Origin of the sequence: Fibrella aquatilis (assembly GCF_017353255.1) — a bacterium.
Taxonomy (GTDB): Bacteria; Bacteroidota; Bacteroidia; order Cytophagales; family Spirosomataceae; genus Fibrella; species Fibrella aquatilis.
Genome location: NZ_JAFMYU010000022.1, coordinates 54,057 through 65,960 on the forward strand (window position 1 = coordinate 54,057; position 11,904 = coordinate 65,960).

Consider the following 11,904-nt stretch of genomic DNA (forward strand, 5'->3'; position numbering starts at 1 on the left):
AACCGCAGAAGCCGGTTTGTGTTTGCCAAAAAAGGTCACTGTTTCATGGGTAGCCAGACATGGAAGGTAGAACCCTGGCCGGGGGTACTGTCTACGGTTATACGGCCCTGGTGGTTTTCTACAATCTTTTTACAGATGGCCAGCCCAATGCCCGTGCCCCCAAATCGGGCACCGTGCAACCGCTGAAAAATGCCAAAAATCTTGTCCTGGTATGCCGTATCGAACCCAATGCCATTGTCACGCACGTCGATCCGCACGTAGCGGGCGGGTGGTAATCCCGCTGCCAGGGCGGCCTGTTTGTTCATGTCGTGTTGCGTGATCTGAATAACGGGGGGGCGGTCGGTGCTGAATTTCATGGCGTTGCTGATCAGGTTCTGAAACAACTGATGTAACTGCCCCGTGTTGGCCGGTAAGGTAGGCAGGGGGCTAACCTCAATGGAGGCCCCCCGCTCGCGGATGGTCACGTCGAGGTCGTCAACTAACTGTGCCAACACGGCGTTTAGGTCGGTTTCGGCAAAAATGGTATACTGGTTCGATAGCTTCGACAGGTTCAGTACGTCATCGACGAGTGCCTGCATGCGGCCCGTTGCGGTAATCATTCGCTGGAAATAGTCTCGCTCGGTTTCGTCCAGTTTCGTGTCGGCCGTTGACTGGAGAATGGTACCGAAGGCCTGAATCTTCCGCAAGGGTTCTTTTAAATCGTGCGAGGCCACGGAGGCAAACTGCATGAGGTCGAAGTTTGAGCTTTCCAGGTTTTTGTTGGCCTGTTGCAGTTCGGCGGTGCGCACGTTTACGCGTTGTTCCAGTTCTTCAGCCAGCAGGCGGTAGCGGGCTTCCGATGCCTCCAGGGCCTGCCGGGCCTGCATGGTTTGGGTTACTTCGGTAGCCACCACCATTACGCGCCGGATGGTGCCGTCGGCTTCCAGCATCGGTTTATACACAAAGTCGAAGTAGACCGTTTCGCGTTGTCCATTCCGATCCAGTTGCGCAGGCAGGCCATTGCCTACAAACGGCACGCCTGTGGTTCGTACGCCATCGAGCAGTTCTTCAAATCCCTGCCCGGCCACTTCGGGCAGAGCCTCGAACAATTTCTGGCCCAGTACCTGGTTGGGGGTGCGGCCCCAGAGTTCACAAACCGCTGGGTTAGCAAATTCAATGATATAACCGGGGCCGTCAAATACCCCCACCCCCAGCGGTGTCTGGGTAAACACAGCGTGTAATAATTGCTGATCATGGTCGGCTCGCTGTCGGGCCAACACCTGATCTGTTACCTCCTGACTAACGGAAAAAATGCCTATGATACCCCCCAAATCGTCTTTGATGGGCTGGAAGGTGAACTTGTGGAAGGTAAGTTCCTGCCGCCCGTTCCAGTTTAGGGCTATACCCCGGCCGTCGGCAATGTAGGGTTGGCCGGTGGTGAATACCCCGTCGAGGATTGAGCCAAAACCCTGGCTGGCTAATTCAGGGAAGGCACTAAGAAATGGTTTGCCAATCAATTCGTTAGCCGTTCGTCCGGCATCGTTGCAATAGCTTGGATTAGCCAGCGTAATCAGGTGAGTAGGGCCTTCGTAGATGGCTATCGACAAGGGAGCCTGATTGAATAGTGTGGTCAACTGCAAAGGAACACCATTGATGTTGATCGACGATAAATTCATAAAACCGTAAAAGACAGGGTAGACGATTCGGTGAAAATAAACAGTTTACAACTAGTAGCACAACTCAAATCTGGATAACTTCGTAAGCAATTATCCGTACTTGACAAAACCAATGCTCTCTTTATTACTCATCGAAGACGACCAGGACGACATCGACCTCCTGCGCTACGCACTTGGGCGGGAGGCCGTTCAAACTGTTTTTACCATTGTGATGCAGGGCGATGAAGCGCTACCCACGCTGAAACAAACACAAACCGGGCCTGACCTCATTGTCATGGACCTGAATATTCCCATCATTCACGGGCGCGACGTGCTGGCGCAAATTCGGCAGCAGCCAGTTTACAATGGCATCCCGATTTTGGTGCTCACCACGTCGTCGGTCGACGAACGGAACGTGTGCCTCTCGTTGGGTGCCAATGCGTTCGTGACCAAACCCACCAGTATCGAGGGTTTCCAGAACCTGGTAGGTACCATCCGCCAGTTGGCGCAGGCATAAAAAAAGGGAGTTTACCGTCAGCAGTAAACTCCCTCTTACTAGACTTTCTTTACGCCAGTCGATTGATGCAGTTGAGGTCTTCGAAGGCTACTTTTAGCCGGGCCGACATGCTTTCTTCGCCTTTGCGGAGCCACACGCGGGGATCGTAATATTTCTTGTTGGGCGAATCGGGGCCTTCGGGGTTGCCGAGTTGACTTTGCAGATAGCCTTCTTTGGCTTTGTAGTAGCCCAGAATGCCTTCCCAGGTCGACCACTGCATGTCGGTGTCGATGTTCATCTTGATGGCCCCGTACTGGATAGCCTCCCGAATCTCTTCACGGCTTGACCCCGACCCACCGTGAAACACAAAGTTTACCGGCAACGGACCCGTACCAAATTTCTCCTGGATATAGTCCTGCGAATTTTTGAGAATGATGGGTGAGAGCTTCACGTTGCCGGGCTTGTATACGCCGTGTACGTTACCAAAAGCGGCCGCGATGGTGAAGTTGGGCGAAATCTTACGCAGGTGCTCGTAGGCATAGGCTACCTCCGAGGGCTGCGTATATAGTTTAGAGTCATCGACGTCAGAATTATCAACGCCGTCTTCTTCGCCACCCGTCACGCCAAGTTCAATTTCCAGCGTCATGCCCATCTTGGCCATCCGCTCGAAGTATTTACACGAAATTTCGATGTTTTCTTCAATTGGCTCTTCCGACAGGTCGAGCATGTGCGACGAGTAGAGGGGCTTGCCGGTCTGGTCGAAATGTTTTTCCGAAGCCGTCAGCAGCCCGTCGATCCAGGGCAGGAGTTTCTTGGCGCAGTGGTCGGTGTGCAGAATAACGGGTACGCCATAGAGTTCGGCGATGTTGTGGATGTGCAACGCTCCCGACACCGACCCCGCGATGGCTGCTTTCTGCCCGTCGTTGGCCAGTGATTTGCCCGCGTAGAAAATGCCGCCGCCGTTCGAGAACTGGATGATCACCGGCGAGTTGACCGCCTTGGCCGTTTCCAGCACTGCGTTCACCGAGTTGGTACCTACCACGTTGACCGCTGGCAGGGCGTAATCATTTTCATTGGCATGACGGAAAATCTCGGAAACGCCTTCGCCCGTGACAACGCCGGGGGCAAAACGAACAGCTACATCGCTCATAAAAACTGAAGAATTGAATTTTGATTAGAAAAAGTAGAAGATGCCTTAGCTTCTTTGACCATGCAAGCCTAAAACACCGCAAAGTACAATTTTTGCCCCAAACGATGGGGGTTCGCTAAGATGCGCTTTAGCAATCAGCGAGGAGTCTTTATCTTAACGTTGCCTATATTGATGCCATCGCATCAAGCGATGGCATCAATGAATCGCTAGCCTTATACCCTTGCTAACTATGCGACATCTACTCTGGTTTCTCATTCCACTTGTTTCCATGAGCCAGCAAACTCTGGGTCAAGCTACATATCCCGTTGTGCCAGATGAGGACTACGAGGTGTATGCCATTGTTGGTAACTACTTCTCTCGCTGCGATGATCCAAAGTCGGCACACTTGCGTAACGAGACCTGGTTGGTTAACACACTCACCGAACGTTATCCAACTCATGGATTTTGGTTTAAATTCGACGAAACTCCAAAACAACTGGCTTGGCGTTTTCCAGAGAAAGATCCATTTTACAAGAAACCAGCTTGGTGGTCCTTTCTAGCATCAATAGATGGCAGTCAGTTTTCCGAAAATGAACTGACGAAACTGCCCGCTTTCATCTGTCGAAAACCAGTTCGCTGGACAAACGAACAGATGGACTATTACTTCAAGGATGAAAATTCTCGATTACGCGGGTATGAGGCAATTCGTAAAGACTTCCCCAGCTTTGGGGCTTTTATCCATTTTTCGCGGGTGGCTTTCTCTTCCGATGATACAAAAGCCGTCTGTTATTTCTCAGAGACAAGCGATAGCTTAGCTGGTGCTGGCTATTTAGTATTCCTGGAAAAGAAGAACGGTAAATGGGGAGTGATCGACTACACAATGCTTTGGATTTCATAACAACCAGCAACACCTTGAAAACGCTCTTTTACTGTCCGTTTTGGGGCATGGAATCCCTTGGGCTGGCCGAGGCAGCCAAGCGTGTGAAAGCCGCTGGCTACGATGGCATGGAAGTGGCCGTAGGTCTTGATAAACAGGCCGAAGCCGTGCAAATCATGCAGGATAATGGCCTCCGCCTGATCCTGATGGCCTTTGGCGGCGGGGCCAGTTTCCCCGAACACAAAGCCAAATTCCGCGCCGATCTGGAAGCCACGGCCAAGCACAAGCCGCAGTTCGTCAACGTGCATACCGGCCACGACTATTTCACCTACGAACAAAACTGCGAACTGATTCAGGTGGCCATGGACGTGCAGAAAGCCAGCGGCGTAACCATCCTGCACGAGACCCACCGCGGGCGGTTTTCGTACTCGGCCCCGGCCATGCAGCATTACCTGGTCACGTTCCCCAACCTGCGCCTCACCGGCGACTTTTCGCACTGGGTCAACGTGTCGGAGTCGTACCTCGCCGACCAGGCCGACAACATGAGCCGCGCCCTGCAACGCACCGACCATATCCACTGCCGGGTAGGCCACCCCGAAGGTCCGCAGGTGAACGACCCCCGCGCTCCCGAATGGAAAGGGGCACTGGAAACCCACGCCAAATGGTGGGACATTATTCGGCAACGAATGCTCACCGCAGGTGCCCCCGAACTCACCGTTACCTGCGAGTTTGGCCCCGCCCCCGGCTACCTGCCCACACTCCCCTACACCAACCAACCCGTGGTGAGTCAGTGGGATGTGAACGTGTTTATGATGCAGTTTTTAAAACAACGATGGAAGGCGTAGGGAGTTTGTGGTTGGTGGTTTGTAGTTGGCTTCGCTAGCTAGGCCCCTCGACTGCGCTCGGGGTGACACCGGGCTGGCGTACCAGGCAAGTAGAGCAATCTCAAAGAGTTGATTCAAGTTTGTTGTCACCCCGAGCGCAGTCGAGGGGCCTAGCTAGCGAAGCCAACTACAAACCACCAACCACAAACTCCCTACGCCTTCCTTCACCAATATGAACAGACGATCTTTTCTTCTCTCAACAACAGCGGCCAGCACAGCCTTTGCGCTGGCTGCTAAGGCCAATCCGGTTGCGCCGCTGCCCAACGCGCTACCGCGCTGGCGTGGGTTCAACCTGCTCGAAAAATTTATAGCAGGAGGCAGTGGTCCCGAGCCAGAGGGGCCTTTTAAAGAACGCGACTTCGATTGGATCGCCAGGTGGGGGTTCAACTTCATCCGGTTGCCGATGTCGTACCGATGCTGGGCTTCCGGCGACCCCAGCACCTGGATGAACTTGAATGAAGTCAAGCTTAAAGACGTGGACCAGGCCGTTGCGTGGGGGAAAAAACATGGCCTGCACGTCAACCTGAACCTGCATCGCATTCCGGGCTACTGCGTGAACCCACCCGCTGAACCCCTCAGCCTCTGGACCGACGACCGGGCATTGGAAGCCGCCGTGTTTCACTGGAAACACCTGGCTCAACGCTACAAGGGCCGTCCCAACACCGAAGTTAGTTTTGATTTAATCAACGAACCCGCCAACGTCGACGAGGCTAGCTACACGCGGGTGGTGAAGGCCCTTGTAGCCGGTATTCATGCCGTTGACCCTCAGCGACTCATCATCGCCGACGGCCTACAGTACGGTACGCAGCCGGTGCCGTCGCTGGCGGGGGTGGTGGGCGGCCAAAGCACGCGGGGCTACCTGCCCATGTCGGTGAGCCATTATAAGGCGTCGTGGGTAAACATTAAAGACTGGCAAGCGCCCGCCTGGCCCATGGCCTGGATGGGAGCGACATGGGATTCAGACATGCTCAAAAAGGTCAATATTGAACCCTGGCAGGCCCTGCAACGCAAGGGCGTGGGAGTGCACGTGGGCGAATGGGGCTGTTTCAACAAAACTCCGCACGACGTGGCGCTAGCCTGGATGGAATCGAACTTAAAGCTTTGGCAGGAAGCGGGCTGGGGCTGGTCGCTCTGGAATTTCAGGGGCAGCTTCGGCATCCTCAATAGCGACCGCCCCGACGTAAACTACAAAAATCACCAGGGCCAACAACTCGACGCCGACATGCTGGCTCTGCTGCGGAGGTATTAGGGGAGGGGAATGTACAATGTACAATGAATAATGTACAATGGCTTCGCGCTCTGAAGTGTAATGCGCGAAGCCATTGTACATTATTCATTGTACATTGTACATTTAAAATCTTACTTTATCTGCACATTCCCCATCTCGGTTTGGGGGCGCAACAGGTGCACGTCGAGCATGGCGAGGGGGCGGGCGAGGTACTCGCGGATGAGCGTACGGAGGGAGTAGCCGTCGGGGACGTCTTGCGCGGCGAAGGCCACGGCGCTGATGCCCTCGTAATTGCTGATGTAGAGAGCGCGGGCGTTGTGAAAATTCTGCGAGATGATGGTGATGTGGTGCTGCTTAAACACCTCTTTGCACCGCAGCACCGAGTCAAACGTACGGTAGCCGGCGTAGTCGGGAATCATCACGTCGGAGGGAACGCCAAGTTTGAGCAGGGCATTTTGCATATCGACCGGCTCGTTATAAAACTCCGAATCGTTGTTGCCGCTCAGGATCAGGTACTTTACTTTGCCTTCTTTCCAGAGGCGGGCGGTAGCCTCCATGCGGTAGCGGAAAAAGAGATTGTCTTTGCCGCCTTTCACGTATTTGCTCGTGCCCAAAACAAGCCCCACGTCGTTGGCGGGTAGTCTATGCACGTCGAAATAAATCTGGCTTTTGGTGCTTTGCACCACCCACAGGTTGCAGCAGAGCACTACCAGCACCCCGCCAAATACCACCGCCAGCACCCGCTTGACCATACGCTTGCCCTCGCGCAGCGTGAGGCGGCGCGACAATCGGCGGCGGGCAGCCACCCGGTCGGCGGGGCGAGCAGTGGTCATAACTAAAGTTTAAAGTTTAATGTCTAAAGGTCAAAGTTCAATCTGATCTACACGAGGTCTTTAAACTTTAGACATTAAACTTTAAACATTGAACCAGTTTTAAAATATGCCCAACTGCCCGCCATCGTCGCTGACGGTTTCGGCTTCGGGTTCATTTATTGGTGATGCTACCGATGGAAGAACGGTTGGTGCGGCACCTACTTTCGGGGCCAGCAATTTGGCTTCTTTCACCTTGGCATAAGGCAATTTACTGCCCAGCGCCTTCCAGCCGCGCACGTCGATGAAACCGGCTGGTTCCAGCACCATCTTTTCCACCGGCCCGCGCTCTTTCACCATATACTGCAATTCGATGCGCGGAGTTGCGTCGGCCGAGACGGCGAAGAGTTTCGAGCCTTTGGTTTCGCCAATGAAGCTAAACTTCTTGTCGACAGACGTCGTCTCGATTTTAAACCGTTTCACGTAATTCAGCTTCAGCCCGGCCTCGTAGTAGAGAGCCGAGATCACCGTTTCAGGATCGAACTTCTGAAGAATCGCCACGTCGTTGGGTTCGTAGCGGTTGGTGATGTCGAAACTTGTCAGCTCATATTCGCCCGTTTTGTAGACCACCAAGATCGTGTCTTTGGCGTCGAAATTACCCAGCAGGCGGCCCCGCTCGTCGCGGTTGAGGCGACCGAGGTGATCGTCGTACCAGATGTCTACGCCGCCCAAGGTAGAGGCCCCGGCGGTTTTCTGCGTGATTTTGCGGACGTTGTATTTGGTCAGAATGTTGCCCTGCGCCGACCGGTTTTTGATGCCGATAGTGGCAAAATCGAAGTCGAACTGCTTCAGTTTGGCCGTGCTTTGCGCCGTCAGGTTTACCGTAACAACCTCAGCCTCACCGTTATCGTTGGCCGAAAAGTACAGAATCTTCGACTTGGGGTTGCCCATCGTGAGGTCATACTCGCGGTCGCGCGTGACAGCCGTGACAGGGAACCGCTTGGCCATGGAAATACCCGATTTGGCATCCTGGTAGATGAGATTGTAGACCCTGCGTTCGTCGTTTTTCTTGAACACCGACACGTAGATGATGTCTTTGCCCACAAACGTCTTCTCCTGAATCTTGCTCACCAGGCATTTGCCATCGCGCCGGAACACGATCACGTCGTCGATGTCGGAGCAGTCCGACACAAACTCGTCTTTTTTCAGACCATAGCCAATAAACCCACCTTCGCGGTCCACATACAACTTCTGGTTGGCGGCGGCCACTACGTTGGCGGCAATGGTGTTGAACGCCCTGATTTCGGTGCGGCGTTCGCGGCCTTTGCCATGCTTCTTTTGCAGATCTTTGAAATAGGCAATGGCGTAACGCGTAAGGTTGGCCAGATTATCTTCTACCTCGGCCAGTTCCAGTTCCAGGCGCTTCACCAGTTCGTCGGCCTTGAAGCCGTCGTACTTGGAAATCCGCTTGATCCGAATCTCGGTGAGGCGGATGAGGTCGTCCTGGGTGATGGCGCGGTAGAAAAGTTTCTTGTGCGGCTTCAGGCCTTTGTCAATTGTTTCTAAAACCGCCTCAAACGTTTCGCACTCTTCAATTTTTCGGTAAATGCGGTTTTCGATGAAAATCTTCTCCAGCGAGGCGTAGAGTTGCTTTTCCATCAGTTCACCCCGCCGAATCTCGAGTTCCTGCTTCAGCAGCGCCACCGTTTGGTCGGTGTTGTAGCGCAGAATCTCCGACACGCTCACGAAGTGGGGCTTGTCTTTGATGATGACGCAGGCGTTGGGCGAAATGCTTACCTCGCAGTCCGTGAAGGCATAGAGCGCATCAATCGTCACGTCAGGCGACACGCCGGGGGTGAGGTGCACCACGATCTCGACATCTTTCGAGGTAAGGTCCTCTACCTTCTTGATCTTGATCTTCCCGTCGTCGTTGGCTTTAATGATCGACTCTTTCACCGACGTGGTGGTGGTGCCAAAGGGAATATCGCGGATCACGAGCGTTTTTTTGTCCAGCTCTTCGATCTTGGCACGTACCCGCACTTTGCCACCCCGGTGACCGTCGTTGTAATTGCTTACGTCGATGAGGCCACCCGTCTGGAAATCGGGGTAGAGGGTTACGGGCTTGTCTTTCAGCAACTGAATCGACGCATCGATCAACTCGTTGAAGTTGTGGGGCAATATCTTCGTGGAGAGGCCCACGGCAATACCTTCAACCCCCATGGCCAGCAGCAACGGGAACTTCACGGGCAGAGTTACCGGCTCACGCTTGCGCCCGTCATACGAGAGTTGCCACTCGGTGGTGTCATTGTTGAATACTACGTCGCCCCCGAACTTGGAAAGGCGTACTTCGATATAACGCGGCGCGGCGGCTCCGTCGCCGGTGAGGATGTCACCCCAGTTGCCCTGCGTGTCGAAGACCAGGTTTTTCTGGCCGATGTTGACCATAGCCTCGTTGATGGAAGCATCGCCATGAGGATGGTACTGCATCGTTTGCCCGATCACGTTGGCCACTTTGTTGAAGCGGCCGTCGTCCATTTCTTTCAGGGCATGGAGGATGCGGCGCTGCACGGGTTTTAGCCCGTCTTCAATGGCCGGTACCGCCCGCTCCAGAATGACGTAGGAGGCGTAGTCGAGGAAGTACGTTTGATAGAGGCCCGACACCACGGTCTGATCATGGAGCAGCTCATCGGTCGGTTCATTAATAGGTGTTGTTTGGTCAGCAGATTCCTGATTGTCGTCTGTCATCTTGCAAAAAATACGCGTTAACTAGTCAATAAATGGGGGTGGGAAAATAGGTCATTGCCGCCTGAGCTGCAACCCCTAAAGATACACAAAAACGGCGAAATAAACACGTGGAAGGGATTTACGATGTACGATTTACGAATTACGATTTGTTGCTGACGCACTTGGGCTAAAGCGAGCGTACTCCTGCGTCAGCCCAAATCGTAATTCGTTAATCGTACATCGTAAATCCTATAGGCCTACTATGAAATGGGCATTGTTTTTGTGTTCTTTGCTACACCGTACCGACTACCTACCGACCTATGAAAAATCCCTACGTGGCCCTGCTGCGTACGGCCTGGCACTACGCCCGACAGCAGCGCGGGCGCTACCTCGTTGTATACCTGCTCTTCATCGGTGCCAACCTGGTGGGGGCGTCGCACCCGTTGCTCTTTGGTTGGTTTATTGACCACCTCCAGCATAGTCCGGCCACGGTATTGACCACCACGGTATGGTATGGCGGCTGCTTTCTATGTCTTAAAATGCTGGAGTGGGCCTTCCACGGCCCGGCCCGGATTTTGGAGCGGCAACTGGCCTTTGACGTGAGCCGCAACTTTATGGATGAGTTGTATCACCAGACCCTGCACCTGCCGCTGGGGTGGCACAAAACGCACCACAGTGGGGCTACCATCAACCGGATTAACAAGGCCTACAATGCGCTGAAAAGTTTCTTCGAAAACGGTTTTACCTACCTGCATGTGGTGGCCAAATTTACCTTTTCGTTTGGCGCCATGCTCTATTTCGCCCCGCTCTACGGCTGCGTGGGGCTGGTGCTGGGGAGCTTTACGGTTTGGGTCATTCGGCGGTTCGACAAGCCGTTTGTGGCCGCCCTGGAAGAAACCAACGAACGGCAGCACGACCTGTCATCGGCGCTCTACGACAGCCTGTCGAACATCATTACGGTGCTCACCCTGCGGCTGGAAGGGCAGATGCAGCAACGCCTGACGGGCAAGCTGGGAGCCATTGAGCCGCCATTCCGTCGCGAAATCAGGATCAACGAATGGAAGTGGTTTGTGGCCTCTATGCTTATCGCGGTTATCTACGTCATCATCACCACGGGCTACATCCACCAGCATTACGTACCCGGCACAGTCTTCTATGTGGGTGGGTTGGTGACGCTGCTGGGCTACGTAAATCAGTTCACCAGCGTATTTAACGACGTGGCCTGGCAGTACACCCAGCTTGTTCAGTACAACACCGACGTGCAGACCGCCCGCCGCATCGGCGAGGCCTACGGCAAATACCGTCAACCCGAAGCGGCCACCCTACCCACGGCCTGGCAGACGCTTTCTGTTAATAATCTTTACTACGAACATCCCGCCATCCCTGGTCTGATGGGGAGGCAACCGGCATCGCTCAAAAACCTGTCTGTTACGCTGCAACGGGGAAAGCGCGTGGCGCTTATTGGCGAAAGTGGATCAGGCAAGAGCACGCTGCTGACCTTGCTGCGTGGCCTCAACAACCCCCTCGACGGTGTGACCTGGACCGTTGACGGCGAAACCCGCACCGACTGGGCTACCATTGGCGGCACGGTAACGCTGTTCCCGCAGGAGCCGGAGATTTTCGAGAACACCGCCCGCTATAACATCACCCTGGGTTTGCCTTTCGCCGATGCGGACGTGGCTCAGGTCTGCGACATGGCCCGCTTTGCCGATGTGGCGGCCTATTTGCCCGACGGCCTGGATACGCTCATTCAGGAAAAGGGCGTGAACCTGTCGGGTGGGCAAAAGCAGCGGCTGGCCCTGGCGCGGGGGTTGCTGGCGGCCCGGCAAAGTGAGATCATCCTGCTCGACGAACCCACCAGCAGCGTAGACCCCAAAACCGAATACCTCATCTACCACGCCCTGCTGGCCACCTTCACCAATAAAGCCGTGGTTTCCTCCCTCCACCGCCTGCACCTGCTGCCCCTCTTCGACTACATCTACATCCTCGACAACGGCCGTATCGCCGACGAAGGTACCTTCGCCGACCTCCGTCAGCGCAGCACCATCTTCCGGGAGATGTGGCGGCATCAATCCGATGCATTGAATCGGATAACTAGCGTGGAGGTGTGAGGGAAGTGGTAA

9 protein-coding genes are annotated in these 11,904 nt (G+C 54.5%); 5 read left to right on the forward strand and 4 right to left on the reverse strand.

Translation table 11 applies throughout. The features are described from left to right. Positions 1–35: 35 nt before the first annotated feature. Complete coding sequence (locus tag J2I48_RS22205; protein WP_207337703.1) at positions 36–1,655, reverse strand: PAS domain-containing sensor histidine kinase; 1,620 nt, start codon at positions 1,653–1,655, stop codon at positions 36–38. Between the two features lie 112 nt (positions 1,656–1,767). On the opposite strand from J2I48_RS22205, the gene J2I48_RS22210 reads away from it, so the two are divergent. Beyond that, the gene (locus J2I48_RS22210; protein WP_207337704.1) at positions 1,768–2,151 is read left to right on the forward strand and encodes a response regulator; all 384 of its coding nucleotides are present in this window, start codon (positions 1,768–1,770) and stop codon (positions 2,149–2,151) included. Positions 2,152–2,200: 49 nt separating this feature from the next. On the opposite strand, the gene fbaA is transcribed toward J2I48_RS22210, so the two are convergent. Beyond that, entirely contained in the window at positions 2,201–3,280 is a 1,080-nt protein-coding gene (fbaA, locus tag J2I48_RS22215; RefSeq protein ID WP_207337705.1) for a class II fructose-bisphosphate aldolase, read from the reverse strand. Between the two features lie 268 nt (positions 3,281–3,548). On the opposite strand from fbaA, the gene J2I48_RS22220 reads away from it, so the two are divergent. The 3 genes from J2I48_RS22220 (at position 3,549) to J2I48_RS22230 (ending at position 6,269) form a co-directional block, all read left to right on the forward strand. Then, the gene (locus tag J2I48_RS22220) at positions 3,549–4,157 is read left to right on the forward strand and encodes a hypothetical protein (RefSeq protein ID WP_207337706.1); all 609 of its coding nucleotides are present in this window, start codon (positions 3,549–3,551) and stop codon (positions 4,155–4,157) included. 14 nt (positions 4,158–4,171) lie between these two features. Beyond that, entirely contained in the window at positions 4,172–4,981 is an 810-nt protein-coding gene (locus tag J2I48_RS22225; RefSeq protein WP_229376662.1) for a sugar phosphate isomerase/epimerase family protein, read from the forward strand. A gap of 211 nt (positions 4,982–5,192) precedes the next feature. Then, the gene (locus tag J2I48_RS22230) at positions 5,193–6,269 is read left to right on the forward strand and encodes a glycoside hydrolase family 5 protein (RefSeq protein WP_207337707.1); all 1,077 of its coding nucleotides are present in this window, start codon (positions 5,193–5,195) and stop codon (positions 6,267–6,269) included. Between the two features lie 110 nt (positions 6,270–6,379). On the opposite strand, the gene J2I48_RS22235 is transcribed toward J2I48_RS22230, so the two are convergent. Together J2I48_RS22235 and J2I48_RS22240 are read right to left on the reverse strand one after the other, a co-directional pair. Next, a complete protein-coding gene (locus J2I48_RS22235; protein WP_374758169.1) occupies positions 6,380–7,000 on the reverse strand; it encodes a SanA/YdcF family protein in 621 nt (206 codons plus the stop codon). A 180-nt stretch (positions 7,001–7,180) separates the two neighbouring features. Further along, positions 7,181–9,802, reverse strand: a complete 2,622-nt coding sequence (locus J2I48_RS22240) for a DNA gyrase/topoisomerase IV subunit A (protein WP_207337709.1) — start codon at positions 9,800–9,802, stop codon at positions 7,181–7,183. 299 nt (positions 9,803–10,101) lie between these two features. Between J2I48_RS22240 and J2I48_RS22245 the strand changes: the two genes are divergently transcribed. Continuing rightward, positions 10,102–11,892, forward strand: a complete 1,791-nt coding sequence (locus J2I48_RS22245; RefSeq protein WP_207337710.1) for an ABC transporter ATP-binding protein — start codon at positions 10,102–10,104, stop codon at positions 11,890–11,892. Positions 11,893–11,904 lie beyond the last annotated feature (12 nt).

Bases quoted from the DNA above. Each gene is read 5' to 3' on its own strand.
- J2I48_RS22220 (WP_207337706.1), top strand. From the start codon at position 3,549: ATGAGCCAGCAAACTCTGGGTCAAGCTACATATCCCGTTGTGCCAGAT.
- fbaA (WP_207337705.1), bottom strand. From the start codon at position 3,280: ATGAGCGATGTAGCTGTTCGTTTTGCCCCCGGCGTTGTCACGGGCGAA.
- J2I48_RS22210 (WP_207337704.1), top strand. From the start codon at position 1,768: ATGCTCTCTTTATTACTCATCGAAGACGACCAGGACGACATCGACCTC.
- J2I48_RS22240 (WP_207337709.1), bottom strand. From the start codon at position 9,802: ATGACAGACGACAATCAGGAATCTGCTGACCAAACAACACCTATTAAT.
- J2I48_RS22245 (WP_207337710.1), top strand. From the start codon at position 10,102: ATGAAAAATCCCTACGTGGCCCTGCTGCGTACGGCCTGGCACTACGCC.
- J2I48_RS22205 (WP_207337703.1), bottom strand. From the start codon at position 1,655: ATGAATTTATCGTCGATCAACATCAATGGTGTTCCTTTGCAGTTGACC.
- J2I48_RS22235 (WP_374758169.1), bottom strand. From the start codon at position 7,000: ATGGTCAAGCGGGTGCTGGCGGTGGTATTTGGCGGGGTGCTGGTAGTG.
- J2I48_RS22230 (WP_207337707.1), top strand. From the start codon at position 5,193: ATGAACAGACGATCTTTTCTTCTCTCAACAACAGCGGCCAGCACAGCC.